This is a genomic window from Phenylobacterium sp. P4_E10, assembly GCF_056401675.1.
Window position 1 is genome coordinate 178,059 of the sequence record NZ_JBFUIW010000005.1, and the last position, 24,401, is coordinate 202,459.

General features: G+C 67.9%; 24 protein-coding genes. 12 read left to right on the top strand and 12 right to left on the bottom strand.

Annotated elements, in window-relative coordinates:
- Positions 1-8 precede the first annotated feature (8 nt).
- Positions 9-3,131, bottom strand: coding sequence for an SEL1-like repeat protein (locus tag AC1DQJ_RS07965; RefSeq protein ID WP_477601983.1), 3,123 nt, complete (start codon positions 3,129-3,131; stop codon positions 9-11).
- Between the two features lie 213 nt (positions 3,132-3,344).
- Between AC1DQJ_RS07965 and AC1DQJ_RS07970 the strand changes: the two genes are divergently transcribed.
- The gene (locus AC1DQJ_RS07970; RefSeq protein ID WP_477601985.1) at positions 3,345-3,548 is read left to right on the top strand and encodes a hypothetical protein; all 204 of its coding nucleotides are present in this window, start codon (positions 3,345-3,347) and stop codon (positions 3,546-3,548) included.
- Between the two features lie 12 nt (positions 3,549-3,560).
- Here AC1DQJ_RS07970 and AC1DQJ_RS07975 read toward each other — a convergent pair whose 3' ends face one another.
- Positions 3,561-5,234, bottom strand: a complete 1,674-nt coding sequence (locus AC1DQJ_RS07975) for a phosphatidylglycerol lysyltransferase domain-containing protein (protein ID WP_477601987.1) — start codon at positions 5,232-5,234, stop codon at positions 3,561-3,563.
- Positions 5,235-5,397: 163 nt separating this feature from the next.
- On the opposite strand from AC1DQJ_RS07975, the gene AC1DQJ_RS07980 reads away from it, so the two are divergent.
- The 5 genes from AC1DQJ_RS07980 (at position 5,398) to AC1DQJ_RS08000 (ending at position 11,678) form a co-directional block, all read left to right on the top strand.
- Positions 5,398-6,621, top strand: coding sequence for an acyl-CoA dehydrogenase family protein (locus tag AC1DQJ_RS07980; RefSeq protein ID WP_477601989.1), 1,224 nt, complete (start codon positions 5,398-5,400; stop codon positions 6,619-6,621).
- A gap of 75 nt (positions 6,622-6,696) precedes the next feature.
- A complete protein-coding gene (locus tag AC1DQJ_RS07985; protein WP_477601991.1) occupies positions 6,697-7,908 on the top strand; it encodes an acyl-CoA dehydrogenase family protein in 1,212 nt (403 codons plus the stop codon).
- A gap of 77 nt (positions 7,909-7,985) precedes the next feature.
- Positions 7,986-9,197 carry an acyl-CoA dehydrogenase family protein gene (locus AC1DQJ_RS07990; protein ID WP_477601993.1) on the top strand — a complete coding sequence of 404 codons (1,212 nt, stop codon included), beginning with the start codon at positions 7,986-7,988 and terminating at the stop codon, positions 9,195-9,197.
- A 96-nt stretch (positions 9,198-9,293) separates the two neighbouring features.
- A complete protein-coding gene (locus tag AC1DQJ_RS07995) occupies positions 9,294-10,499 on the top strand; it encodes an acyl-CoA dehydrogenase family protein (protein ID WP_477601995.1) in 1,206 nt (401 codons plus the stop codon).
- A gap of 42 nt (positions 10,500-10,541) precedes the next feature.
- A complete protein-coding gene (locus AC1DQJ_RS08000; RefSeq protein WP_477601997.1) occupies positions 10,542-11,678 on the top strand; it encodes an acyl-CoA dehydrogenase family protein in 1,137 nt (378 codons plus the stop codon).
- 254 nt (positions 11,679-11,932) lie between these two features.
- Here AC1DQJ_RS08000 and AC1DQJ_RS08005 read toward each other — a convergent pair whose 3' ends face one another.
- Positions 11,933-12,733, bottom strand: a complete 801-nt coding sequence (locus AC1DQJ_RS08005; RefSeq protein ID WP_477601999.1) for a TIR domain-containing protein — start codon at positions 12,731-12,733, stop codon at positions 11,933-11,935.
- A gap of 628 nt (positions 12,734-13,361) precedes the next feature.
- Between AC1DQJ_RS08005 and AC1DQJ_RS08010 the strand changes: the two genes are divergently transcribed.
- Positions 13,362-13,619 carry a terminase small subunit-like protein gene (locus AC1DQJ_RS08010; protein WP_477602001.1) on the top strand — a complete coding sequence of 86 codons (258 nt, stop codon included), beginning with the start codon at positions 13,362-13,364 and terminating at the stop codon, positions 13,617-13,619.
- Between the two features lie 253 nt (positions 13,620-13,872).
- Here the strand turns inward: AC1DQJ_RS08010 and AC1DQJ_RS08015 are convergent, their stop codons facing one another.
- Complete coding sequence (locus tag AC1DQJ_RS08015; protein WP_477602003.1) at positions 13,873-14,658, bottom strand: SDR family oxidoreductase; 786 nt, start codon at positions 14,656-14,658, stop codon at positions 13,873-13,875.
- Positions 14,659-14,775: 117 nt separating this feature from the next.
- On the opposite strand from AC1DQJ_RS08015, the gene AC1DQJ_RS08020 reads away from it, so the two are divergent.
- Entirely contained in the window at positions 14,776-15,552 is a 777-nt protein-coding gene (locus tag AC1DQJ_RS08020) for a terminase small subunit-like protein (protein ID WP_477602005.1), read from the top strand.
- Positions 15,553-15,554: 2 nt separating this feature from the next.
- Here AC1DQJ_RS08020 and AC1DQJ_RS08025 read toward each other — a convergent pair whose 3' ends face one another.
- The gene (locus AC1DQJ_RS08025) at positions 15,555-16,475 is read right to left on the bottom strand and encodes an alpha/beta hydrolase (RefSeq protein ID WP_477602007.1); all 921 of its coding nucleotides are present in this window, start codon (positions 16,473-16,475) and stop codon (positions 15,555-15,557) included.
- 127 nt (positions 16,476-16,602) lie between these two features.
- Complete coding sequence (locus AC1DQJ_RS08030) at positions 16,603-17,355, bottom strand: siderophore-interacting protein (protein WP_477602009.1); 753 nt, start codon at positions 17,353-17,355, stop codon at positions 16,603-16,605.
- 131 nt (positions 17,356-17,486) lie between these two features.
- Here AC1DQJ_RS08030 and AC1DQJ_RS08035 point away from each other — a divergent pair, with 131 nt between their 5' ends.
- Entirely contained in the window at positions 17,487-17,882 is a 396-nt protein-coding gene (locus tag AC1DQJ_RS08035) for a DUF1801 domain-containing protein (RefSeq protein WP_477602011.1), read from the top strand.
- A 24-nt stretch (positions 17,883-17,906) separates the two neighbouring features.
- On the opposite strand, the gene AC1DQJ_RS08040 is transcribed toward AC1DQJ_RS08035, so the two are convergent.
- On the bottom strand, positions 17,907-18,671 hold the full coding sequence (locus AC1DQJ_RS08040) for an outer membrane protein (RefSeq protein WP_477602013.1): 765 nt from the start codon (positions 18,669-18,671) through the stop codon (positions 17,907-17,909).
- Positions 18,672-19,055: 384 nt separating this feature from the next.
- On the opposite strand from AC1DQJ_RS08040, the gene AC1DQJ_RS08045 reads away from it, so the two are divergent.
- Positions 19,056-19,526, top strand: a complete 471-nt coding sequence (locus AC1DQJ_RS08045) for a VOC family protein (RefSeq protein ID WP_477602015.1) — start codon at positions 19,056-19,058, stop codon at positions 19,524-19,526.
- On the opposite strand, the gene AC1DQJ_RS08050 is transcribed toward AC1DQJ_RS08045, so the two are convergent.
- The 5 genes from AC1DQJ_RS08050 to AC1DQJ_RS08070 all read right to left on the bottom strand — a co-directional run bounded on the left by AC1DQJ_RS08050 (position 19,523) and on the right by AC1DQJ_RS08070 (position 22,846).
- Positions 19,523-20,377 carry a hypothetical protein gene (locus tag AC1DQJ_RS08050; RefSeq protein WP_477602017.1) on the bottom strand — a complete coding sequence of 285 codons (855 nt, stop codon included), beginning with the start codon at positions 20,375-20,377 and terminating at the stop codon, positions 19,523-19,525. The genes AC1DQJ_RS08045 and AC1DQJ_RS08050 overlap by 4 nt on opposite strands.
- Positions 20,378-20,405: 28 nt before the next feature.
- Positions 20,406-20,975: an OmpA family protein gene (locus tag AC1DQJ_RS08055; RefSeq protein ID WP_477602019.1), complete on the bottom strand. Its 570-nt coding sequence runs from the start codon at positions 20,973-20,975 to the stop codon at positions 20,406-20,408.
- Positions 20,976-21,202: 227 nt separating this feature from the next.
- Entirely contained in the window at positions 21,203-21,862 is a 660-nt protein-coding gene (locus tag AC1DQJ_RS08060) for a lysoplasmalogenase (RefSeq protein ID WP_477602021.1), read from the bottom strand.
- Positions 21,863-21,911: 49 nt separating this feature from the next.
- Positions 21,912-22,169: a hypothetical protein gene (locus AC1DQJ_RS08065; protein ID WP_477602023.1), complete on the bottom strand. Its 258-nt coding sequence runs from the start codon at positions 22,167-22,169 to the stop codon at positions 21,912-21,914.
- Positions 22,170-22,189: 20 nt separating this feature from the next.
- Positions 22,190-22,846 (bottom strand): Type 1 glutamine amidotransferase-like domain-containing protein, encoded by a 657-nt coding sequence (locus tag AC1DQJ_RS08070; RefSeq protein WP_477602025.1) that lies wholly within the window; start codon positions 22,844-22,846, stop codon positions 22,190-22,192.
- Between the two features lie 118 nt (positions 22,847-22,964).
- Here AC1DQJ_RS08070 and AC1DQJ_RS08075 point away from each other — a divergent pair, with 118 nt between their 5' ends.
- Positions 22,965-23,918, top strand: coding sequence for an amidohydrolase family protein (locus tag AC1DQJ_RS08075; RefSeq protein WP_477602027.1), 954 nt, complete (start codon positions 22,965-22,967; stop codon positions 23,916-23,918).
- Positions 23,915-24,391 carry a nuclear transport factor 2 family protein gene (locus AC1DQJ_RS08080; protein WP_477602029.1) on the top strand — a complete coding sequence of 159 codons (477 nt, stop codon included), beginning with the start codon at positions 23,915-23,917 and terminating at the stop codon, positions 24,389-24,391. The genes AC1DQJ_RS08075 and AC1DQJ_RS08080 overlap by 4 nt, the downstream gene beginning before the upstream one ends.
- The last annotated feature ends 10 nt before the right edge of the window (positions 24,392-24,401 follow it).

Genomic DNA, 24,401 nt, shown 5'->3' on the forward strand with positions numbered 1-24,401 from the left:
CCGGCGCGCTACTGCGTAAAGACCTGCAGACGCGAAAGGGTGGTCGGGTCGAGTTCGCCGGTGGCCGCAAAGCCGGCCTGCCGCTGATAGGCGGCGATGGCCATCTTCAGGGCCGGCGAGGCCGAGCCGTCGGTCGGACCTTGATAGTAGCCGAGTCGAGACAGCGCCCGCTGCGCCCGCGCCAGATCGCCGCCGGAGGCGAGGGTCGCGTCGGCGACCGTGGCCGAGGGGTTGGGCGTGGCCGGTCGGAAGGCCTGGGCCGATCGCTCGGCGACGCTGCGCGCCTCGGTCGACAGGGCGGCGCGCACGCGCGCGGCGTTCTTCAGGGCTTCCTCGTCACGGTTGCGGGCCGCGATCAGGTACCACTTGTAGGCCTCGGCGGCGTTCTGATCGACACCGCGGCCCTGCTCGTAGAGGACACCGAGATTGTACTGGCTGTCGACCAGGCCAAGGTCCGCCGCGCGGCGGAACCATTGGGCGGACATCGCCGCGTTCTTCGGCCCGCCCTGACCTTCGGCCATGGCGATCCCGAGGTTGTGCATGGCCGCGCGATTGCCGCCCTCGGCGGCGCGCTCGGTCCAACGGCGCGCCTCGGCCGGGTCCTTCTTCAGGCCGGCCGCGCCCTCAGTGTAGAGCTTGGCCAGATAGAACTGAGCGGGCGAGTGGCCGAGATTGGCCGCCTTGCGAAGCTGGTCCAGCCCGCCGGGCTGAGAGGCTTCGAGCGCTTGCACGGCGCTGGCGTAGGTGGCGGCCAAGGCCGCCGTGTCCGCGCCCGACGGCATGGCCGCGGTCATCGGCGCCGGAGTCAGCGCCACCGCAGCGCGGGCTGCGCCGATGACGGGGGTGGTGTCGGCTTCGCCACCGGTGATCTCACCGGCCTTGTCGCTCTCGAACACCGCCAGGGCGTCGGCGACCCGCTGGGGCGCGGCGCCGCCGGGCTCGCCTTCGGCGACGAAGTAGCTGGCCGCGCCGAGGCTCAGGAACGCCGCGCCGCCGGCCACCAGCAACGCGGTCTGCAGTGTCGATCCGCCCGCGCGCTTGCGCAGGCTCAGGCTTGAGAACAGCGACTTTCCGGTGGCTCGCGGCAGCTTCTCGATCTTGGCGCCGCCCTTGGCGCGCTTGGCCTCGCCGCCGGGACCGGTGGCGGCGCGGGCCGCGATCCGAGCCTGCTCGATCACTTCACGGGTCGAGAGCGGGCGGGCCGGCTCCTCGGCGACCGCAGCCACGGCTTCCGCCGCTTCCGGCTCGGACTCCGGCCCAGCGACTTGCGGCTCGGGGATCTCTTCGATGATCGTGCGGTCGAGGTCCTCGATGACCGTCAGGTCCTCGGCGGCTGTAGGCTCTGCCGGGGCCTCGGCCACAGCTTCCGCCACGGCCTCGACCGGCGCGGCGGTGGGAGGAGCGGGAGCGAAGCCGTCGGCGGCCTCGAAGTCCTCGGCGTCGAACTCGGGCGGCTTGGAGACAGGCGCGAACTGCGCCTCGCTGCGATCGATCACGTCATCGCTGTCGGCGAAAGGATCGTGGGTCGGCGCGTGGAGATCGAACGGGCTCGCCGTTTCGGTCTCGGTCGCGGCAAAGGCCTGGAGGGCCAGCGGCTCGAGGGAAGGCTCGATCGGAGCCAGGTCGCGGAACGGGTCGTGCGGACCAGCCGGCTCTTCCTGCGTCACCCGCGGCGCCGGCGCTGCGGCCAGCGCCTGTTCGCCCATGCGGCGATGGGAATCGGCCAGGCTGCGGTCGATCTTCTCGCGCGCCTCGTCCAGCAGTCTGGCCGTGCGCTCTTCGCTCTGCCGGATGCGATCGGCCAAGTCTTCCGCCGAACGTTCCTGGCGCTGATTGATACGCTCGCTGACCCGCGCGACCTGCTCGCCCACGTCGTCGATCGCCTGCGCCGCGCGTCGCTCCGAACTGCCAATCCGCTCCGTCAGGCGGTCGGTGATGCGGCCGATCTCGGCGCCCAGTTTCTCCAGCGCCTCGGCATGGGCGCCTTCGCTGCGGCCCAGCCGCGCTTCCAGCGCCTGAGCGATGCGCGCCACTTCGCCGCCGACCTGCTCGATGGCGTCGGCGCTGCGATGCTCGGCGGCCTGGACCTGGCGGTTCAGGGTGTCGGCGATGCCGAGCACCTCACGGCCCATGCGCTCGATGGCGACGGCCGAACCTTGCTCGGACTTGCGCACCGCCTCGGCCATTTCGCCGAGCTTGCGCTCCATGCTGTCGAACCGACCGCTGGTCGCGGCTTGCAGTTCGCCGGCGATCTCGTTGCGCACCTGGTCGACGCGTTGCGACACGGTCGCGGCCAGCGCTTCGATCCGGCGCTCGACCTCCGGAGACACTTTCTCTGCAGTGGCCACGCGGACGTCCAGGTCGGCGAACGCCTGGCCAAGGTTGACCAAGGCCTCCGAAGTCCGGGTTTCGGCGTCGGTCAGGCGCTCGTCGACGCGGTTGACCACTTCCTCGATCAGGGTGGCGGGGTCGCCGATCCCGGAGGACAGGATCTGGTCGATCCGCTGTTCCATCACGCTGATGGTTTCGCGGGTCCGGCCCTCGCCCTCGTAGAGATGGTTGGCGACCTTGCCGAGCGCCGCTTCCAGCGAGCGCAGGGCTTCAGCCGACCGCGGACCCGCGGCTTCGGCCTCGACGCGGCGCAGCCGCTCGGCCAGTCGGGTATTCTCCTCACGCGCTTCCTGGACGGCGCCCTCGAACCGGGCAGCCACCGCGACGGCGTCGCGCTCGGCGGCCTCGATGCGGGCCATGGCCTCGCGCATCACACTATCGGCGGCTTGGGCTTCCGGCGTCCTGCGGGGTTCGCCGCGGTCGAACTTGCCGCTCAGGCGATCCAGGGCCATCGCCACCCGGCCCATCTCGTCGCCAGGATGCTGCGGAGCCTCGAAGCGCGCTGAAGAATAGTCGAGAACGGGTGCGGCCGCGCGCGGCGCCTCGGCATAGCCCCGCTCGGCGCGCGGTCGATCTTCGAAATAGGTCTGTGACGTGATCTCCTCGGGCGCGTCGTCCTCGAGGATCATGCGATTGAGCCACTCTCCGAGCGTCATGCCGGAGCGACGGGCCAGGTCCTTTGCGACCTCCCTCGCCTTAGGGTCGATCCCCTTGACGCTCCAGGGCGCCCCCGACGTCATTTCGAATCGCTCTCCCAGCCCATAGTTGAGGCTAACATCGATCCGTGGTGTGTAAATGCGTCGTTAATACTAGATATTGGGTGTGGCGAGATTGCCTGTGGATTGTGGTGCGACCCCTTACAAGCCAAGCCTTAGCTTCCCGGACATCTTGCCGGCGCTTGCCCTCACCTTGGGCTTTGCGCTCGGGCCGCCGCTGCGATAGGCGGTCATCCGATGCCGCTTAACGTCACCTTGGCGCTGTCCGCCACCCTGCTCGCCATCGCCGCCTTTGCAGGTTGGCGGGGCTCCAAACCCTCGAATCCGATCAAGGGGCCGCGCTTGGCGCCCTGGCGCTTCATCATGGTCACCGCCAGCGCACTTGCCCTGTTCCTGATCGTCCACCTCGTGAACCTGTTGGGCGTGACCACCGGGCGCTAGCCCGGGGGCGGACTAGGCGGCGTTCGACAGCCCGGGCGCCTCGTCAGCCTTCTTCGGCCGCTTGGCCAGGCCCGACACCCCGCCCGATGTCAGCAGCCCCATGTCCGCCAGCAGCAGCGGGATCGCCCACTTGTTCGGCGCGGCGATGTAGCGGGGACGCCAGATCGGGTCGTACTTGCCCTTGTAGGCCCGCACGCCCTGGAAATTGTAGATCTCCTCGCCTCGCTCGAAGATCAGCGCGCCGACGCGCGACAGCACCGGAGCCAGGGGCCGATCGTCCAGCCCTGACAGCGGCGCCATGCCGAACTCGATGGCCTCGTAGCCTTCGCGCCGACCCCATTCGATCAGCTCGACGAACAGATAGTCCATGATCCGGCGCGGGCCTTCGTCGACGTAGCGCATCAGGTCCATAGAGAACGCGGACTTGTTGGCGGTGGTCCAGAGCGTCGCGAAGGCGATGATCTTGCCCTCGAAGCGGACGACCCCCACCGGGAACTCTGCCACATAGGCCGGATAGAAGCCGCCCATCGAGAAGCTCTTGTCGCCGCCGGCATGGTGCACCAGCCAGGCGTCGGAAATCGCCTGCAGCTGCGGCATGATCTCGCCGACCCGCTCAGGCGGCACCACCTCGAAGGTCGCGCCCTGCTCGCCGGCCTGCCGCCAGGCGCGGCGCAGATTGCCGCGCTTGGTGCCCTCGATGGTGAAGGTCTCCAGCGACACCGCCGCGCTTTCGCCGACCTTGGCGATGGCGAAGCCCAACTCCACCACGTCGGGCAGCTGCTCGGCGTCCAGGCCGTAGAAGCCGGGCCGCGCGGCGTGGGCGTCGGCCAGTTCGCGGAACCGCCAGAGCAGGTCCATCTGTTCGTCGCGGCGGCCGACCGGCGCGCCGAGCGAAATCCAGGACCGGCCACGGACTCCGAACATCAGGAAGCTCTCGCCCGACGGCGAGAACAGGAAGCGCTTGTCACCCAGCAGGGCGAGGTTCGAGCCCGGCTCGGCCTCCTCCGCCGTGGCCAAGGCGGCGCGCACGCGGCCCAGTTCCGGATCGTCCTCACCGACCACCTTGGGGGTCGCCGCCGACGACAGCAGCCGCCAGACGCCAAAACCGAGCAGCAGCACCGCCGCGCCGGCCCAGCCGCGCATGGCGCGCGCGGCGTCGGCGTCGGCCATCACCACCCAGAACGGCTTGTTGCCGTAGTCGGCGTGCTGGAACGACCAGAAGCCGAGCAGCCCCGCGCCAACTACCGCGGCCAGGGCCGAGAGCAGCCAGCCCGGAGTGACCTCCATCCGCAGCAGCCGCGACTGACGCGGGAACGCCCCGTGGAACGGCAGCAGCATGACCGCGAACACCGCCAGGGCCGCGGCCTCCTCCCAGGCATAGGCCTTGAGCAGCGCCAGGGGACAGGCGATCAGCAGGGTGGCGACCGTCGCGCCCCAGGCGCCGTCGAGCCTGGCCTTCAGGCCGAACGCCAACAACACCAAGACCAGGCCCAGGATGCTGGACAGGAAGTGGCTGACCTCGATCAGGACGACCGGGGTCACCTCGTAGAGACGCAGGAAGCGGTCAGGGATGGTCGGTGTGGCGCCGGACGCGAGCAGCATCACGCCCGCCAGCAGCGCCAACACCGCAGCGGTCGGCGGCGCCGCGGCGAATGCCGTCGGCTTCAGTTCGCGCCAAAACCTCATTCGCCCTCCAAGAGCCGCCATCGACGCTTCGTTATATAGCCTGATTTGGCGACGGGGCAGCGACGCGCTGCGTGTCAAACAAGCGTTTCGTTCCCCTTGCTCTTGGGGCGCCCGGCGCTAATGTGGCCGCCGCATAAGGCTTTTCCGATCCAGGGAGGATTCCATGGCCGACTTTGGCGGCGGCGATCTCGACGCGTTCCGCGGCGAGCTCAAGGCCTGGCTGGAAGCCAACTACCCTGCGGAGCTGCGCGATCCGAAGGCCAAGACCGACCCCGAGGCGGTCTGGGGCGGCCGCGCCTTCGCCGGCTCCTCCGATCCGCAGATCGCCTGGCTCGGCAAGATGGCCGCCCAGGGCTGGACCGCGCCGACCTGGCCCAAGGCCTATGGCGGCGGCGGCCTGTCGCCGGCCGAGGGCCGCATTCTAGAGCAGGAGCTGAACGCCGGGCGCTACCGCGCGCCGCTGGCCTCGTTCGGGGTGTGGATGCTGGGCCCTGTGCTGCTCGAATACGGCACCGAGGAGCAGAAGCAGGAGTATCTGCCCAAGATCGTGCGCGGCGAAATCCGCTGGTGCCAGGGCTACTCCGAGCCGGGCGCCGGCTCCGACCTCGCCGCCCTGCAGACCAAGTGCGAGGACAAGGGCGACCACTGGCTGATCAACGGCCAAAAAATTTGGACGTCCTACGCCAACAAAGCCGATTGGTGCTTCTGCCTGGTCCGTACCGATTCTTCGAAAAAGCACGAAGGAATCTCCTTCGTCCTTATTGATATGAAAACCCCGGGCGTCGAAACCCGCCCGATCCAGCTGATCTCCGGCGAGAGCCCGTTCTGCGAGACCTTCTTCACGGACGTGAAGATCCCCAAGAACGCCCTGGTCGGGAAGGTCAACGGCGGTTGGGAGATCGCCAAGCGGCTGCTGCAATACGAGCGCCAGAACATCTCCGGCGGCTTCGGCGGCGGCGGCGGCGCGGGCGGCGCGGCCGGCGATCTGGCCCAGATCGCCAAGCAGTATGTCGGGGTCGACGCCGGCGGCGCGCTGGACGACGCCGACCTGCGCACCCGGATCACCAAGAACAAGATGGAATTCGACTGCTTCTACAAGACCATCGCCCGCGTCGCCGCGGAGTCGAAGGCCTCCAACGGCCCCAGCGCCGCAACCTCCATCATCAAATACGCCGCAGCCACCTTCGCCCAGGAGCGCTCCGAGCTGATGATCGAAGCGATGGGCGCCCTGGGGCTCGGCTGGGACGGCGAGGCGTTCAGCCCGCTCGAATTGACCGCCACCCACGGCTGGCTGCGCTCCAAGGGCAACTCGATCGAGGGCGGCACCTCCGAGGTGAACCTCAACGTCGTGTCCAAGCGCGTGCTCGGCCTGCCCGACCCCAAGTAAATGTGACCGGCGCGCCCCTATTTTTCGGGCCGCGTCCTTGTTTTGATCGACCGTTTTTCGAGAGGCGAGATTTCCATGGCTGACTTCGGCGGCGACGACCTGCAGGGCTTCCGCGCAGAGGCGGCGGAGTGGCTGGAAGCCAACTTCCCCAAGGCCCTGGCCAAAGATCCGGCGCAACAGCTGGCCGCGGCCGGCGGCGGCAAAGAGAGCGACGACGCGCGCGCCTGGCGCAAGGCCATGGGCGCCAAGGGCTGGGGCGTTCCGACCTGGACAGCGGAATACGGCGGCGGCGGCCTCAGCCGTCCGCAGGCCCGCGTGCTGCAGGAAGAAATGGCCAAGATCGGCGCCCGCAACCCGATCGGCGGCATGGGCGTGATGATGTTCGGCCCGACCCTGATCGAGTACGGCACCGAGGCGCTGAAGCGCCAGCACCTGCCGGGCATCATCAACGGCGACGTGCGCTGGTGCCAGGGCTACTCCGAGCCGGGCTCCGGCTCCGACCTCGCCAGCCTGCAGACCCGCGCCGTCGACATGGGCGACCACTATGTGGTGACGGGCTCGAAAATTTGGACGAGCGGCGCCAACCTCGCCGACTGGTGCTTCTGCCTGGTGCGCACCGACACCTCCAAGAAGCACGAAGGCATCAGCTTCCTGCTGATCGACATGAAGAGCCCGGGCGTCGAGGTCCGGCCGATCCTGCTGATCAACGGCACCTCGCCCTTCTGCGAGACCTTCTTCACCGAGGTGAAGGTCCCCAAGGACCAGCTGTTCGGCCCGCTGAACGGCGGCTGGACGGTGGCCAAGCGGCTGCTGCAGTTCGAGCGCGACAACATCTCGGCCGGCCTCGGCGGCGGCTCGATCGGCGCGCCGGTCAACGCCCTGACCGTCAAGAGCGCGGCCAAGGACTATGTCGGCGTGGACGAGACCGGGCGGCTGGCCGACAGCGACCTGCGCCAGCGGATCACCGAGCACCTGATGGAGGCTCAGTCCTTCCAGCTGACCGTTCGCCGGGCCGCCGACGAGGCCAAGGCCGGCAACGGCCCGTCGGCCGCGACTTCGATCATGAAGTATGTCGGCGCCAAGATCGCCATGGACCGCAACGAACTGATCGTCGAAGCCCTGGGCACGGCCGGCGTCGGCTGGGACGGCGAAGGGTTCGGTGGCCCCGAGTTGGCCGCAGTCCGCACCTGGCTGCGCTCGAAGGGTAATTCGATCGAGGGCGGCACCTCGGAGATCAACCTGAACGTGGTCTCCAAGCGGGTGCTAGGCCTGCCCGATCCGAAGTGATTTTATCGCCCCTCTCCCCGGAGAGGGGCGACCGCGCTATAATGATACTAACATAATGAATATTAGGGAGAATTTTCATGGCTGATTTTGGCGGCGCCGATTTGGAAGGCTTCCGCGCCGAGGCCCGTGAGTGGCTGGAGGCGAATTTCCCCAAGTCCCTGGCCAAGGATGTGGCGGGACAAACTGCCGCAATGATGAGCCCCGAGGCGCCGACCGGCGACCAGGCCGTCTGGAAGCAGCGCATGGGTGAAAAGGGCTGGGGCGTCCCGACCTGGCCGAAGGCCTACGGCGGCGGCGGACTGTCGGCGGCCGAGGCGCGCGTTCTAGGCCAGGAGATGGGCCGCATCGGCGCGATCAACCCAATCGGCGGCATGGGCGTGGGCATGTTCGGCCCGACCCTGCTGGAATACGGCACCGAAGAACAGAAGCAGAAGTATATCCCCGACATCGTCACCGGTAAGGTTCGCTGGTGCCAAGGTTTCAGTGAACCCGGCGCAGGTTCCGACCTGGCCGCTCTGCAAACGAAAGCAGAAGACAAGGGCGATCATTGGGTCGTGAACGGCTCGAAGATTTGGACGAGCGGCGGTCAATACGCCGACATGATCTTCTGTTTGGTTCGTACGGACCAGACCCGCAAGCATGAAGGCATCTCGTTTGTGGTGTTCGACATGCACCAGCCGAGCGTCGAGGTGCGGCCGATCCGCCTGATCGCCGGCAACTCGCCCTTCTGCGAGACCTTCTTCACCGACGTGAAGGTGCCCAAGGAGAACCTGGTCGGGCCGCTGAACGGCGGCTGGACGGTGGCCAAGCGCCTGCTGCAGCACGAACGCAGCGGCATGAACGGCGGCCGCGGCGGCAGCGCCGGCCGCTCCGAGCCCCTCGGCGTCACCGCCAAGGAGTATGTCGGCGCCGACGAGCAGGGCCGCCTGGCCGACAGCGACCTGCGCACCCGCATCATCCTGAACGAGATCGACGCCCGCGCCGTGCAACTGACCGTGGTCCGCGCAGCGCTGGAGTCGAAGAGCAACTCGGGCCCCTCGGCCGCGACCTCGATCATGAAGAACGCCTACATGAAGGTCGCCCAGGACCGCGCCGAGCTGACCCTGGAGTTCATGGGCCACCAGGGCCTGGGCTGGGACGGCGCGGCGTTCAACGACGAAGAGCGCACCGCGGTCCGCACCTGGCTCTCGGGCAAGGCCGGCTCGATCTACGGCGGCTCGAACGAAGTGCAGAACAACATCATTTCCAAGCGGATCCTGGGACTCCCCGATCTGACCCAGAACCACTAGGGTGATGGCGAACCAGGCTGCCTGCGTTTTGCCATTTCGCATGGCGCGGGCAGCCGCCGAGTTTCAAACGACCTGATTTTCAAGGAGACTATTTCAATGGCAGATTTTGGCGGCGGCGATCTCGACGCCTTCCGTACGGAAGTGCGGAACTGGGTCGAAGCCAACTTCCCCGCTTCGCTCAAGGGCAAGCCCAACCCGATGATGCGGGAAGAGCGGTCCAACCCGAGCCCCGATCAGGAAGCCTGGCGCAAGGCCGTCGGCTCCAAGGGCTGGGGCACCCCGACCTGGCCGGCCGAATACGGCGGCGGCGGTCTCTCGCCGGCCGAAGGCCGGATCGTGCAGCAAGAAATCCAGCGCGCCGGCGCCTACAACCCGATCGGCGGCATGGGCGTGATGATGTTCGGCCCGACTCTGCTTGAGTACGGCACCGACGCTCAGAAGAAAGAGCACATTCCGTCGATCTGCCGCGGCGATCTTCAGTGGTGCCAAGGTTTCAGCGAGCCCGGCGCCGGTTCTGACCTTGCCTCTCTTCAGTGCAAGGCTGAAGACAAGGGCGACCATTACCTGGTCAACGGCCAAAAGATCTGGACTAGCGGCGCTCAATACGCTGACTGGTGCTTCTGCCTGGTTCGTACCGACACCAGCAAGAAGCATGAAGGCATCTCCTTCGTGCTGTTCACCATGCATCAGCCGGGCGTCGAAGTTCGCCCGATCCCGCTGATCGCCGGCAACTCGCCCTTCTGCGAAACCTTCCTGACCGACGCCCGCGCCGAGAAGAAGGACCTGGTCGGCCCGCTGAACGGCGGCTGGACCATCGCCAAGCGCCTGCTGCAACACGAACGTTCGGGCCTGTCGGGCGCCGGCGGCGGCGGTTACGCCGGCGGCCGCACCCTGCCGAAGCTGGCCAAGGACTATGTGGGCGTGGACGAAGCCGGCCGCCTGGCCGACACCGACCTGCGCACCCGCATCATCCTGAACGAGATCGACGGCCGCGCTTTCCAGCAGACCGCCGTGCGCGCGATGATGGAAGCCAAGGGCAATTCCGGCCCGTCGGCGGCGACCTCGATCATGAAGAACGCCGGCACCCGCTGGATGCAGGACAAGGCCGAACTGACCCTGGAAATCATGGGTCACCAGGGCCTGGGCTGGGAAGGCGAGACCTTCACCGGCGAAGAGCTGGGCGCCGTGCGCTCGTGGCTGGGCGGCAAGGCCACCACGATCTATGGCGGCTCGCAGGAGGTGCAGAACAACATCATCTCCAAGCGCATCCTCGGCCTGCCGGATCTGACGCAGAACAACTAACCATCAGAACAACCACAGAATTTCGAGAATAGGATATTAGACATGGCCGTTCTGAACGAAGAACAGAGCATGCTCCGCGACGCGGCGAAGAGCTGGGTCCAGGAAAAGAGCCCGGTCACCGCCTTCCGCAAGATGCGCGACTCGGGCGTCGAGCTGGGCTACGACGCCGCCGCCTGGAACGAACAGGCTGAAATGGGCTGGGCCGGGGTCATCATCCCGGAAGACTTCGGCGGGTCGAACTTCGGTTACCTGTCGATTGGCCTGATCCTCGAGGAGATGGGCCGCACGCTCACCGCCTCGCCGCTGCTGGCCTCCGGCCTGGCCGCCGCCAGCGCCCTGATCCTGGGCGGCAATGACGCCCAGAAGGGCGAGTACCTGCCCAAGATCGCCGACGGTTCGCTGGTCGCCACCCTGGCGGTCGACGAAGGCGCGCACCACGCTCCGGAAAAGGTCGCGCTGGAAGCCAAGAAGTCGGGCGCCGGCTACACCCTGAACGGCAAGAAGACCTTCGTGCTCGAAGGTCCGGGCGCCGGTCTGTTCGTGGTCTCGGCCCGCACCAGCGGCAAGCCGGGCGACAAGGACGGCATCAGCCTGTTCCTGGTCCCCGCCGACGCCAAGGGCGTGACCAAGCAGAACCTGAAGCTGGCCGACAGCCGCGGCGCGTCGAACGTCTCGTTCGACAACGTGGAAGTCTCGGCCGACGCTCTGCTGGGCGCCGAAGGCAAGGGCTGGGACGTGCTGGAAGCGACCCTGGACCGCGCCCGCGCGGGCCTGGCCGCCGAAATGCTCGGCGCCGCCGTCCAAGCCTTCGAAACCACCTTGGACTACCTGAAGGTCCGCGTTCAGTTCGGCCAGGTCATCGGTTCGTTCCAGGCCCTGCAGCACCGCGCGGCCAAGATGTTCACCGACCTCGAACTGGCCCGCTCGGCTGTCGAAGCCGCCCTGGCGGCGATCGACGCCGGCAGCCCGGACGTGCCGGAACTGGTCTCCCTGGCCAAGGCCAAGATGGGCGACGTGTTCCACCTGGTGTCCAACGAAATGGTCCAGATGCATGGCGGCATCGGCATGACCGACGCGCACGACGCGGGCTTCTACATGAAGCGCGCCCGTGCGGCCGAGGCGGCCTATGGCAGCCAGTCGTATCACCGCGACCGCTACGCCAAGATCCAAGGCTACTAAGACACTCGCCCGGCGGTTCGCCGCCGGGCTAGGTCATGGAGAGCATGCAGAACCCCGCCAGCGCGAGCTGGCGGGGTTTTTGTTTGCGACGGGACCTGGCCGTCGCCTCGCCGGTAAGGACCGGGGAGAGGAGTATATCGACTCGTGTGGCGGCCAGTGAAGCCGCTCGAATTCTTGCTGATCACCAACTGGCCAGGACGGCCCCTGTGGTGCTGCTGTGTAGTAGTTTCTATCGGGTTGGGCAGGAACGCGGACTAGCCCAGCGCCTTGTTCAGGTCCACGTCCAACCCAGCGGCTCGCATCTCTCGGGCGAGCTTGATCTTCCAGCCTTCGTCCGCCCCGTCATACGGGGTGTAAACAACGCCACTGATGTCGGAGGGCAACTCCACCTCGCCCCTTTTCAGCGCGCAGACGCCAGTGCGACCCAGCTTCCCGATGAAATAGCCCAATTCCAAGATGACATTCTGGCGGGCGCGGGGCTTCGCGTTTTCGAGCGTAGTCCCACCGGAGGCAGGACGTAGTCCGCCCAAATCGTCTGGCGTCAGAAGAATGACCGCAAAGGCCACATCCGAACTTTGCTCGAACTTCTCGATGATGGTGCGGCCCCGGTCGTCTTGTTCATGCAAGATAACAGGCTCAAGGCCGCAGCGCTCAACGAAGCGGGCAACAATCGTCTTAGTCTCATTGTCTTGCCCGTGGACGATGAAGACCTTCTTGTTGGACTTCACGACCGCAGGCTGAGCCGCAGTCGCCGCAACGGGCGCCTCCGAGGAAGGGCGAGGTTGCGACATTGCATAGGGGGAGACGTCGATAAGGTCCAAGCGCTCGGCGAGGCTATCCAAATAATTTATCTTATCCGAAAACAACTCGTAATGTTCTCGTACATCCCTGCCGAGATCTGGTCCACCAACGATAAAGAATGATGCCTGACCAGAAGAACTATAAGCGTCAGAGTACTCCCCGCCGTCAAATATACGCCGCAGAAGTTCGCGATTGAAATCGTCCCACTTCTTGTAGGCCGCCTCGGCTTCATCAAGCGCTTGCCGACTATTCACGCTCGCCTGTTGCGATTGCAGGAGGCTCGAGCCTAGTTCGCGTCGGGAGACAAGTCGCTCTCTCGCCTCATTGACCGGAACCAGGAGTTTCGCGGGAGGCGGGGGAGGAGGAGGTGCAGCACGGCGCGCCATGTTAGAAAGTAGGTCCTTATAGTTAAGCTGGCGGGAAACTAGTCCTATAGGTTGCGGAAGTTCAAGGGGTTGCGTCAGCTACCTTCGCCCTCGATTCGGCGCCTCTACGCTTACCTGCTTGGCGACCTTGCCGGAGCGGGCTCCCCCATAGGCCCCCCGCCGTATCCACAGAAGGGATCAAAGTTTTCTCCTGATTGCCCAGACCAGGGCAGCAAGGCCGGGCAGCAGTGCAGCAAAGGCGGCAACCAGCGGGGGCGTCAGGACGATCATCGAGGGGCAAGCTCCTGTTCGTGTTCCGGCATCAAAGCAGGGGGCGGCCCGCATTGCTTGCCGGGCGACTCTCCCGTGAGTTTCATGGGTGTCCTTCCCCACGAAACTTTGGCCATCTGATCGGCGCGTAGGTCGAATTGCACTGAGCAAAATCTCAGCGCTTTGCATGGCTCGAAAACGGACGCTTCCGATGCGCCAGCTTGAATTCCCGCGCATCGCCCTTCCGATGCAGCAAGATGCCCCTCCGTCCGTTTCCGACGCACCGGCGCGCCATACTGCGCTCCATGAGCGAGCCCCGCCCCTCCCCGCCATGGACCACACCGGCGGCTACAAGGTCTCGCAGCACCATCCGGCCCTGGGGGCCGAGATCTGCCGGCGGATGTGGGCGGGGCAGACGATCCCGGAGATCGCGGCCGATCCGCAGATGCCGTCCCACGCCACCGTGTTCCGCTGGCGGCAGCGTCGTGCCGGAGTTCGCCGCTGAGTACGACAAGGTGCGCTCTGGCGCGGCGAGCGCAGTCGGCCGATGCGGCGCGGCGGGCTAGGGGTGTAGGGATAGCTAGCGGTGCGGGCGACCCGCCCACGGCTGTCATCCCGGTTTGCGCAGCAAGACCGGGACGCATTCGCGCCATGGTTGGAAGATGGGGCGAGGGCCAGCCGCATCCTGCGCCATCTGGCGTTCATGGATCCCGGTCTTCGGCCTGCGGCCGAAACCGGGATGACGATCATTTGGGGCGTCAGCCGAACATCTTGCCGCGCAGCCGCCGCATGCCGCCGAGCCAGCGGTCGTAGTCGCCGGCCTTGCGCTGCAGGTAGGTCAGCACCACCGGGTGCGGCAGGATCAGGAAGCTCTCGGCGGCCAGGCCTTGGACCACGGCCTCGGCGACCTCGTCGGGGCTGAGCACGCCGTCGAGGTTCTGCGGCTGGGAGGCGCTGTCGCCCTGGCGGAGCATGGCGGTGTCGACGCCCTGGGGGCAGAGGATCGAGACCTTGATGCCCTGGTCGCCGTGGGTGATGGCCAGGGATTCAGCGAAGCCGACGGCGGCGTGCTTGGTGGTCGAATAGACCGCGCCGCCGATCTGCGAGAGCAGGCCCGCAGCCGAGATGGTGTTGAGCAGGTAGCCGCCGCCGCGGGCCTGCATGCCCGGGACTGCTGCGCGGGCAGCGTGGACGTGGGCCATGACGTTGACGTTCCAGGCGCGCTGCCAGACCGCGTCGGGCGAGGAGGCGGCGTTCTGCTTGTCCGGGTCGCCGTCGCCGACCCCGGCGTTGGAGCAGAAGAGGTCGATGCCGCCGTGCTGGGCCTCGATCTCCTTGACCATCTTGGCCATGGCGTCGCCATCGCTGACGTCGAGGGTGACGGCCTGGCCGCCGATCTCCGCGGCGACCGCGGCGGCGCCCTCGCCATTGCGGTCGGCGACGATCACGGCCTTGGCGCCGTCGCGGGCGAAGCGGCGGGCCAGGGCGGCCCCGATGCCCTCGGCTGCGCCGGTGACCACGACGACCTTGTTCTTCACGTCCATCGCAAGCGTTCCTTCCCTGAACTTAGCTGCAGGCTAGCGGGCGCGGGAGGCTTCGAACAGCCGTTTGAACGGCCGAAACGTCCGCTTTCGACGTAAGGCCGCGCGATGCTGGCGGGCATGAGCGACGAGACGCCGACGGCCGCCCCTGCCCTGCCCGACCTGCCCGAGATGGATCACACCGGCGGCCACAAGGAGAGCCAGTTCCATCCGCTGCTGGGGGTGGAGATCCTGCGGCGGATGGGCCGGGGCCAGACCATCCGCCAGATCGCCGCCGATCCGCAGATGCCGTCCTATCCGACCATCTTCCGCTGGCGGCGGATGCATCCCGACTTCGCCGAGGCCTATGACCAGGTCCGCGCCGCGCTGGCCCAGGCCGCGCAGAACCGGGACGCGGCGCGGCGGGCGGCGAAGCTGGCCGAGCGCGAGGCGCAGATCGCGGCGGGGACGCGGCGGCGGCAGCCGGCGGGGGCCGGGCAGAAGAGCACCTATGAGCGGGCGATCGCCTTCGAGGTCTGCCGCCGGGTGGCCAGCGGCCAGGCGCTGAGCGCGGTGGCCAAGGCGCGGGGGATGCCGTCGCTGAAGGCGATCTACACCTGGCTGAAGCGCCAGCCGGAGTTCGAGGCGCTGTACCTGATCGCGCGCGAGGAGCAGGCCTACTGGTTCGAGGCGGAGCTGCACCATCGGGCGGCGAGCACCCACTGGCGCGAGGGCGGCGGCTGGGTCGAGGTGCTGGACGGCAAGCGCGGGCGGCTGACGCCGAAGAAGTATCGCCCCGAGGGACGCCGGCGGCCGAAGGTCGACTGGGTGGAGGCGATCCCTGGCCTGGTGTTCGGCGACCAGTCCTGGCGCTGGCCGCCCGGCCACTTCATGTGCGGGGTGCTGGAGGACGACTGAGCCTAGTCGAGGGTCGCGGCCCAGCGGGTCAGGATCTCGGCGAAGCGCGGCGGATCGGCGGCGTGCATGCTGTGGGCGGCGTCGGGCGCCTGGACCAGGTCGAAGCGCTGGCCGGCGGCGGTGACGATCTCGCGGGCCTTCTCGACCTGGACGTCGCTGATCGCGCCGAACAGCGCGCCGGAGGCCGGGTCGATCAGGCGCATGTGGTGGGTGAACAGCATCGGGGTGCGCGCGGCGGCCAGCATGCGGTCGTGCGGACAGTTGAGCGCGATCTTGCCCTGGACGAAGGCGCGGCCCCATTCGGGGTCGTACTCCTTGATGGTCTGGGCCGGCTGCGGCGCCATCGACATCATGCGGTTGGCCGGATGGGCGTCCTGGGCGCGGGCCTTCTGCAAGCCGACGAAGTCGCCGATCGACCACTGGTCGCCGAGGTAGCGGCTCATCAGCTCGAAGATCGGCCCGGCCGACTGGCGGATCGAATGGCCGTAGGCAGGGTTGGTCTCGGAGCTGAAGAACGGAGCGTCCTCGGCGTGGACGCCGCGGATCTGGCCGGGCATGGCGTAGGCCGAGAGCCAGGCCGCCAGCACGCCGCCGGAGGAGTTGCCGCTGACGACGACCGGCCGGCCGATGGCCAGGGCGATGAAGCGGACCAGGTCGTTGCCCAGGGTGTTCAGCGAATAGCGGCCCGGCGTGCGGGTGCTGCGCCCCTGGCCGCGCAGATCGACGGCAAACACCTGGAAGTGCGGCTCAAGCAAGGCGATGGCCGCCTCGAAGCCCCACCAGGATTCGGTCTGGCCGGGGATCAGCAGCAGGGCCGGCCGGTCGGGCGAGCCGACCACGACGTGGTTCATCGAAACCTCGCCGAGGTCGACCTGGCGCTCCTCGTAGGCGTGGGGAACGAAGACGTCCGGAAGTTCAGCCATACCGCGCCTCGCGACCTGCATTTGACCAGATGGTCAAAATTGGTAGCTCAGCTTCAGGCCGCCAACAACAGCGTTACCTGGAGCGAGTTTCGAGCTTTCGCCGGCCCGACTGACCGAACCGTCAGTTCTAGGCCAGATGGTCGTGGCCGCCGACCCGGCCCGGTCGCCAGTAGCCTTCGCCGAAGATCTGCTCCTTGGCCAGGCCCCGGACCAGCAGGTCGTGGCGCTGGCGGCGAATGGTGCTGGTCTCGCCCAGCACATAGACGTGGCCAAGGCCGGCCGGCAGCTGGCGCGCGGCCAGGGCCTCGATCAGCGCCGGGCTGGAGGGCTGGGCCGGGCCGCCGCGGAAGATCCAGTCGATGGAGGGGTTCGCTACGTCCAGCGCCTGGCGCTCCTCGGGACCTGCGACCTCGATGATGGCGTGGGCGCGCGCGCCGGGCGGCAGTTCCTCGAGCATGGCGAAGATCGCCGGAATGCAGGTCTCGTCGCCGACATACAGCCGCCAGTCGGCGCCGGGCTGGACGACGTTGCGGCCGCGCGGCCCGAAGGCGATGGCCTCGTCGCCCGGCGCAGCTTCCAGCGCAAAGCGCGCGCCGGGCGTCACCTGACTGTGGATCACGAAGTCGATGTCGATCTCGCGCCCCTCGGGCCGATAGCTGCGGATCGTGTAGTGGCGGCGGCCGAGGCCCCCGGCGCCGTCGGGCAGCAGCATGACCAGGTCCTGGCCGGCGCGCGGCTCGAACGGCTCGTCGCCCGCCACGCGCAGGGTGACGCGGCGCATTTGCGGCGTCAGCTGGGCGGCGCCCGTCACAGTCAAGCGGCGCTCGGTCATGCCGCGCCGGCGCATCGCCTCCAGCATCTCGGGGCTCGGTCGATCCATCTCGTGCGCTCCTGCCATCTCATCGTCGATAGCTCACGATATATCTAGCCAGTGTCGAAACAATGTCAGGCGTGAAACGTGGGCGGCGCGGCGATAACGTCGCCGCCGAGCCTAAGGTCGCAGGAGGACCGATGCGCAAGGAACAGCCCGCGGCGAACCCGGACGCCTATGTGGCGGCCCAGGACGGCTGGCGGCGATCGCTGGTCGAGCAACTGCGCGCGGCGGTGCGGTCGGCGGCGGCCTTCGAGGAGACCATCAAGTGGGGGCACCTGGTCTATCTGGCCGGCGGACCGGCGCTGCTGATCCGCGCCGAACCGGATCGGGTGATCCTCGGGTTCTGGCGCGGCAAGCGGCTGAAGGCGCTGGAGCCGCGGCTGGAAACCGCCGGCAAGTACGAGATGGGCCGCATCGTGCTGCGCGAAGGCGAGACGATCGACGCGGCGGTCGTGGCGCAGCTGGCGGCGCAGGCCTATCGGCTGAACGCCGAGCTGGGCGATCCGACCAAGGACGCGCCCTCCGGCGGCTGAGGCCGGAGGGATCGCCCACTCAGGTCAGAACTTGTAGTCGACGCCGATGCGCAGAAGGTTGGCGCGGGTGTCGGCCTCCGTGGTGAAGGCCGCATAACCGTTCGGAGTCACCCAGGAGGCGCGCACGTCGCCAAGGTCGACATAGAGCCACTCCGCGCGAGCCGACATGTTGTCGGAGAATGCGTAGGCGCCGCCGACGCCGCCAGTCCAGCCGGTCTTGGTGTCGGATTCGCTGAAGGTGGCGCTGTTGGGCGTGCTGCGGGTGTCGACGAAGCTGGCGTCGACCTTGACGCGCGACACCGCCAGACCGGCGGTGCCGTAGACCATCCACGGGCCGCTGGCGTAGCCGATCCGCGGACGAAGGGTCCACACCCAGTCGGTCTTCACCTCCTGGGAGACGGTGGCGTTGACCGGCGTAGTGAGGATCGGAGTCAGCGAATAGGTGTTGGAGCGGCTCTGACCGATGTCCATCCAGCCGCCGTCGGTCTCGAGACCGAAGACGATGTTGCCGGACTGGAAGTTGTAGCCGGCCTGGACGCCGCCGGTGAAGCCGGTGTCGTTGTCGTCCTCGCTGAACGGGGCGTTGATGATCGAGATGTCGGTCGGCGGGATGAACACGGCGCCGTTGCCGCGCTCGACCCGGGTCCCGAGGTTGGTGTCGCCCCAGGAGGCGCCGATGTTGCCGCCGACATAGAAGCCGGTCCAGTCATAGACGTCCTGGGCCAGAGCCGAGGCCGGCGCGAAGAGGACGGCGCAGCCAGCTGCCGTCAGCAGAACTTTGCGAGACATCAATATCCCCATTGATTTGCGGCGGATGGGCCGCGGTTGTGAATCACGCAGTCTTCGACTGTCGCGGCGGTGGTCTCAGGGCACGGTGCGAGGCGCCGTCGCCGGGCGTCGCGGGTCAAACCACCACCTGTTGAATCTCGCATTCCAGCAGCCCGCGGCCCATATCGGGTCGGAGCCTGATACGAGCTGGACCACACGCTTGCCGAGCACAGCGGGGTCGGGCGCCACTACGCCGCCCTGCGCCTCAGGCGAAACCCCTTGGGTTCGCTCGGGACCGGCCGCGGGGAATCGCCCCTTCCAGGCGCCCATGTCGGTTGCATCGGGCGCCGAACGTCCTTGGAACGGTCAAGCGGTCCAGCCGCTCTGGTCTCCAGGAGGACGACGATGAAAGTCACCCAGCATCTCTGGTTCGAGAAGGACATGGAGGCGGCAGTCCGCTTCTACACCTCGCTGATCCCCGGCTCGCGGCTCGAGCCGCTTGCGGCGGTGATGGCCGACAATCCATCCGGGCCGGCCGGAAGCGTGCGGATCGCGAGCTTCACCCTGGGCGATCAGAACTACATGGCCATCGAGGCCGGGCCGCTGGATCCGTTCAACCACAGCTTCTCGATCATGGTCGAGTGCGACACCCAGGCCGAGCTCGACCGGCTGTGGGAGGCGCTGTCCGCGGGCGGCTCGATCGAGCAGTGCGGCTGGCTGAAGGACCGCTGGGGGCTGTCCTGGCAGATCGCGCCCACGCGGCTTGGCGAACTGATGAACGACCCGGATCCGGCCAAGGTGCGGCGGGTGACCGAGGCGATGATGCAGATGGTCAAGCTGGACATCGCCCCGCTTGAGGCCGCGGCCAAAGGCTAGCCGCCGCGGCGGGCGTGCAGCAGGTCGGTCCAGCGCCAGTAGCTGTTGCCGAGCACCAGGCGGCCGCCGCCGGGGCCGTCGCCGAGCGAGATCACCACGAGCCCGCGGACCGGCAGCTTGCGGCAGGCTTCCGGCGCGAAGCCGATTTCCCACATGATCGCCTCGCGCACCGAGGCCAGGCCTTCGCCCTCCTGGCCGGGATGGCGCACCCAGCCGCCGTTCCAGACCAGCAGCGCGCGACCGCGATGCGCGCGGGCCACGGCGGCCTGGACCATGCGGTCCTTGCGCAGGGCGTTCTGCAGTCGGCGGGGCATGTTGCAGTCGCCGCCGGCGCCCGCGCCGGAGCCCGCGCCAGCCCCTGCTCCCGAGCCGCCGGGCGAACCAGCGGTGACAGCGCCGACCAGGGCTCCGTCGCTGACTTCAACCATCTCCTGGGTGACGGCCGCCTCGCCGGTCGGGGCAGGTTCGATGTCCGCCGGCGGGGGCAGCTTGGCCAGGCGGCGCGGCGGCGGCTTGGCTGGAGTGGGCTTTTCCTTTTCCGGCTTGGGCGGGGCCGGGGCGGACTTGGCCGGAGGCGTCGGCGCGGGGGCCGGACTAGGGCTCTCGCCGGTCTCCGGTGTCGGCTCGTCGGCGATCTCCACCGGCGGCGGCGGCGCGACCAGGGTCACGGTCATCGGCTCAGGCTCGAAGACGGTGGGCGGGTCGGGCTGCATGGAAAACAGTCCCGCCAGCAGCAGCCCGTGCAGGACGAGACTGGCTGCGGCGGTGAGCGGCCTGCGGAGCCGCTGGCCGAGCGGCGCGGAGGCCGCCCTGCCGTAATGGCCGACGTCGGTTTCGGGTTCGCCGGCCATCACGCAGGTTTTGCTATCGAGCCAGCGGTTAGGCCAGGACGATCAGCACGACGCGGCGGTTGGCCGAGCGGCCGGCGCGGTCGTCGTTGGGGGCCACAGGCGCATCGGGGCCGTAGGAGATGGTGCCGATGCGGTTCAGGGCCACGCCCTGCTGGTTCAGGTAGCGACGGACGGCTTCAGCCCGCTCTTGGCCCAGGCGATAGTTGCCTTCCTTGGAGCCTGTAATGTCGGTGTGACCTTGCACCTCGACATAGACGTTCTTGTTTTCGCTCTTCAGCTTCTCAACGAAGGCGTCCAGCCGCGCGGTGGCTTCCGGCGACAGGTTGGCCTTGTTGATCGGGAACTTCATGCTGTCGTCGGACAGCACCATCGAGAAGACAAACTTGCCTTCCGCCAGCTTGCCCGCCGCTTCGGCGCGCGACAGGGCGTCCTTGGCGGTCTGGTCGACGCCGTCAAGGCGCGTGCCATGCTCGCTCAACTGGGTCGAAACGACCCCGACTTGTTCGTTGACGTACTTCTTGGTGGCGCAGCCTCCCAGGCTCACAACACCCAACAGGACCGCCCCCGCGGTCATCAGCTTCGACGCGCGATGCATCATCAGAATTCTCTCCAATCCGGTCGTTCGAACCGTTCTCAACCCGACTTCAATCGAGTGTGAAGTAGGCGGATTGTGGGCCGGATATTGGCCTAGCTTATGGTCAAGCTGCCACATCCCTTTACCTGACTGGCTAAAGGGCGGCGTGCTCTAGCTGTGAGCTTGACTGAAACTGGACCTTGAAACTGCCGAGCTGCACCCAAAATCGCCAGTTAAATCGCTGCAATGGTTCAAAACCGCCGGCCCGAGGTCAGGGTGCGAACCACGCCGACGCAGATCATCAGCTGGCCGAAATAATAGAGGCCCCAGACGCCGTAGCCGACCCAGGCCTGGCCGGCGAGCGGGCCGGAGCGGGCGAAGATCAGCAGATCGGAGACCACGAACATCAGCGCGCCGAGACCGACCAGCAGGCGCGGGAATCGGCTGATCCATGCGCAGGCGGCCATCAGCGCCAAGCCGGTGGAATAGAGCGCCATGCCGGGCGCCATGGCGCGGTCGCTGGGCAGCAGGAAGGCGATGACCACCGTCGCCGGGACGATCAGGGCGGCCAGCAGCTTGTCGGCGTTGGTCAGGTTGCGGCGGCGATTGCGCAGATAGAGGCCGATGGCGACCAGGTGGCCGACCAGGAAGGCCACCGCGCCGACCGTCAGGCCGTTGGTCTCCAGCAGCACGTCGCCAAGCGCGCCAAAGGCCATGACCGCGCAGATCAGCCAACCGTCGAGACTGCGGGCCCGCAGGGCGGCGTAGACCGCCAGCAGGGCGACGCCCGCGCCCTTCCAGGCGGTGGCGGCCAGTTCAGGGAGCTGCAACTGCCAGGAGGCGATGAAGCTGACCCCCGCCACGATCGATGCGATCAGCGCCACGAGCGCCAGCGGGTTCTTGCGTTCCATGTCGTCCCCCCAATTTTGCGAGGACACTACCGACGGGGGGCGCGGCCGGCTAGCCGGCGGGCGGCGGCTCGACCGGGGTGGTCACTTCGGCGTCCTGGTCGACATAGGCGGTGATGGTCTGGCCGGGCTTGATCTCGATGTCGTGGCCGCGCTTGAGCAGGCCGAGCGGGCCGAACAGCACGGTGAGCGCCACGGTGGCGCCCATCGCCCCCTTGCCCTCGCCGCCCTTGGAGGCGCGCAGACGGACCTTCGCATCGCCGACACGGATGTAGTTGAGCCGGACGTTGAGCTCGCCGGCCTGGCCCATGAAGCCAGTCGACGAAACCGTCAGGCGTCGCCGACCAACTCGAGCTGGTCGCCGCGGCGTAGCAACGCCTGACCATCGCGCAGGGTGCGATGAGCGATCCCCTGCTGGGCCAGCCAGCGGGCGCTGACCTGCGCGGCTTCGGCTTCCGGATGTTCCGAGGCGAAGTGCGGGACGATGACGAAGTCGACCAGCGACAGCCCCTCGTAGATGCGCGGCGCGTCATAGCCGGGGGCGATCTCGTCGGGCTCGTCCATCAGGTCGATCCCCTGCAAGGAGGCGCCGGCCACGCAAGCCCCGGCGCTCCAGCCGCCATAGACCAGGCTGTCGGCGGCCAGGCGGCGGGCGAGGATCGCGTCGAGGCCGCTCTGGCGCATGGCCCGGCGAAGCAGGAAGGCGTTGCCGCCGACCGCCCAGACCAGACCCACGCCCTGCAGGGCCCGTTCCAGCCCGGCCGGATCGCCGAACCAGCGGCGCAGGTCGAGGTCGAAAACGTCCAGTCCCCAGCCGCGCAGATCAGCGAGCGGGTCGTGGACGCTGCGGGCGTAGGCGCGGCGGGACTCCTCCGGGATCAGGTCGAGGGCGTTGGACACCACCGCCGCGCGCACGCCGGGACCCGTCAGATCCAGCAGCCGGTCGACCGCCGAACCGAAACGATAGGAGGAGAGGTAGAGGCGCATGGCGTTACACTGGGTGAGAGCATCGCCGCACGCCAGCGCTTCCATCGCCGGCCGTGCGAGTTAGGTTGCCGGCATTAGGGCCAACGAGCCCACTGATTCATTAGGGACGCCCCGATCAATGATGATCATCGATTTCGAATGCGACACGCCCACCAAGGAAGCGGTCGAGGACACCGTTCGGCTTATCAAGTCGGGTCGCGGGTTCGACAAGGAAGGCTACGCTCAGCAGATGGCGCCCGGCTGGGCCGCCCAGATCGGCATGAGCCTGGACGAATTCAACGAAGCCAAGGTGCGTGACGGCCTGACCTCGCTGGCGCTGAAGCTGTGCGACGTCGATATGAGCCGGGCGATGAGCCACGCCGACGTCATCGCCATGCTGGACACCGCCGCGGTGCAGTACGCCTGCATCGGCAACGCCGGCCGCCGGGCCAGCAACGAGGACGTGGCCAAGTTCGCGGCCGAATATCCTGACCGGCTGATCCCGTGGTTCCGCATCTGGGGCGACGAGGGCGAGGACGGCGTCGCAGCGCTGGAGCGCGGCGTGCGCGAGTGGGGCTGCAAGGGCTTCGAGATCTCGTCCTACCGCGAGGAGCGCTACATCAACGACCCGGCCTACTGGCCCTTCCTGGCCAAGTGCGTGGAGCTGGACATCCCGGTGCGGATCACCGCGGGCCTGCACCTGCTGTCGGACCGTCCCTACGACTATGCGCACCCGAAGTACCTGGACGAGGTGGCGGTGCGCTTCCCCGAGCTGCGGATCGTCGCGGGCCTGACCGGCTGGCCCTGGGTGGCCGAGACCTGCGCCATCGCCTCGCGCCACAAGAACATCTTCATCGACTTCGCCTGCAAGCGGGTGAAGCACATGCTGGCGCCGGGCGCGGGCTATGAGGCGCTGGTCTATTACGGAGCCCGCAACCTGCAGGACAAGATCATCTTCGCGACCGGCTGGGGCACCCAGATGGTGCCGCTGCACCAACTGGTGGCCGAGACCGACGAACTGCCGCTGAAGCAGAGCGTCCGTGAGAAGTGGATGGGCGGCAACGCCGCGCGGGCCCTGGGCCTGGACAAGTGAGGCGCGCGGGCCTCGCCCTGGCGGCCGCACTGCTGGTCGCGGGCGGCGAGGCCCAAGCTGCACGACTGACGGAAGCCCAAGCGCGGGCGTTCGCGGCGCGGCAGGAGGCCGCCTGGAACGCCCGCGACCTGGACGCCTTCTTCGCGCTGTTCACCAAGGACGCGGTGTTCACCGACCAGACCCGCGATCCCAAGCGCGGGCTGATCCCCTATGGCAGCAGCGGCCTGGCCAAGGCGCGCCAGCGGTCGGCGGCCTTCCTGGCCAAGTCGAGCTCGGTCGAGCGCGGCGTGGTCGATAAGGTGGAGATCGCCGCCGACGGCCGGAGCGCGCTGCTAAGCGGCCGCGAGATCACCACCATCACCACGGGCGGCCGCGCCCGCCGGGTCTGCGCCGACACCGAGCAGACCCTGGTGCTGGTCGGCGGGGCGCTGCGCTCGAAGGGCCAGACCGACACCGTGACGCGCTGCCGGTAGAGATGCGGCT

Bases quoted from the DNA above. Each gene is read 5' to 3' on its own strand.
- AC1DQJ_RS08025 (WP_477602007.1), bottom strand. From the start codon at position 16,475: ATGGCTGAACTTCCGGACGTCTTCGTTCCCCACGCCTACGAGGAGCGC.
- AC1DQJ_RS08035 (WP_477602011.1), top strand. From the start codon at position 17,487: ATGCGCAAGGAACAGCCCGCGGCGAACCCGGACGCCTATGTGGCGGCC.
- AC1DQJ_RS08055 (WP_477602019.1), bottom strand. From the start codon at position 20,975: ATGATGCATCGCGCGTCGAAGCTGATGACCGCGGGGGCGGTCCTGTTG.
- AC1DQJ_RS08000 (WP_477601997.1), top strand. From the start codon at position 10,542: ATGGCCGTTCTGAACGAAGAACAGAGCATGCTCCGCGACGCGGCGAAG.
- AC1DQJ_RS08030 (WP_477602009.1), bottom strand. From the start codon at position 17,355: ATGGATCGACCGAGCCCCGAGATGCTGGAGGCGATGCGCCGGCGCGGC.
- AC1DQJ_RS08040 (WP_477602013.1), bottom strand. From the start codon at position 18,671: ATGTCTCGCAAAGTTCTGCTGACGGCAGCTGGCTGCGCCGTCCTCTTC.
- AC1DQJ_RS08075 (WP_477602027.1), top strand. From the start codon at position 22,965: ATGATGATCATCGATTTCGAATGCGACACGCCCACCAAGGAAGCGGTC.
- AC1DQJ_RS07975 (WP_477601987.1), bottom strand. From the start codon at position 5,234: ATGAGGTTTTGGCGCGAACTGAAGCCGACGGCATTCGCCGCGGCGCCG.
- AC1DQJ_RS07970 (WP_477601985.1), top strand. From the start codon at position 3,345: ATGCCGCTTAACGTCACCTTGGCGCTGTCCGCCACCCTGCTCGCCATC.
- AC1DQJ_RS08020 (WP_477602005.1), top strand. From the start codon at position 14,776: ATGAGCGACGAGACGCCGACGGCCGCCCCTGCCCTGCCCGACCTGCCC.
- AC1DQJ_RS08065 (WP_477602023.1), bottom strand. From the start codon at position 22,169: ATGGGCCAGGCCGGCGAGCTCAACGTCCGGCTCAACTACATCCGTGTC.
- AC1DQJ_RS08060 (WP_477602021.1), bottom strand. From the start codon at position 21,862: ATGGAACGCAAGAACCCGCTGGCGCTCGTGGCGCTGATCGCATCGATC.
- AC1DQJ_RS08050 (WP_477602017.1), bottom strand. From the start codon at position 20,377: ATGGCCGGCGAACCCGAAACCGACGTCGGCCATTACGGCAGGGCGGCC.
- AC1DQJ_RS08015 (WP_477602003.1), bottom strand. From the start codon at position 14,658: ATGGACGTGAAGAACAAGGTCGTCGTGGTCACCGGCGCAGCCGAGGGC.
- AC1DQJ_RS08010 (WP_477602001.1), top strand. From the start codon at position 13,362: ATGCAGCAAGATGCCCCTCCGTCCGTTTCCGACGCACCGGCGCGCCAT.
- AC1DQJ_RS08045 (WP_477602015.1), top strand. From the start codon at position 19,056: ATGAAAGTCACCCAGCATCTCTGGTTCGAGAAGGACATGGAGGCGGCA.
- AC1DQJ_RS07980 (WP_477601989.1), top strand. From the start codon at position 5,398: ATGGCCGACTTTGGCGGCGGCGATCTCGACGCGTTCCGCGGCGAGCTC.
- AC1DQJ_RS08070 (WP_477602025.1), bottom strand. From the start codon at position 22,846: ATGCGCCTCTACCTCTCCTCCTATCGTTTCGGTTCGGCGGTCGACCGG.
- AC1DQJ_RS07965 (WP_477601983.1), bottom strand. From the start codon at position 3,131: ATGACGTCGGGGGCGCCCTGGAGCGTCAAGGGGATCGACCCTAAGGCG.
- AC1DQJ_RS07995 (WP_477601995.1), top strand. From the start codon at position 9,294: ATGGCAGATTTTGGCGGCGGCGATCTCGACGCCTTCCGTACGGAAGTG.
- AC1DQJ_RS07990 (WP_477601993.1), top strand. From the start codon at position 7,986: ATGGCTGATTTTGGCGGCGCCGATTTGGAAGGCTTCCGCGCCGAGGCC.
- AC1DQJ_RS07985 (WP_477601991.1), top strand. From the start codon at position 6,697: ATGGCTGACTTCGGCGGCGACGACCTGCAGGGCTTCCGCGCAGAGGCG.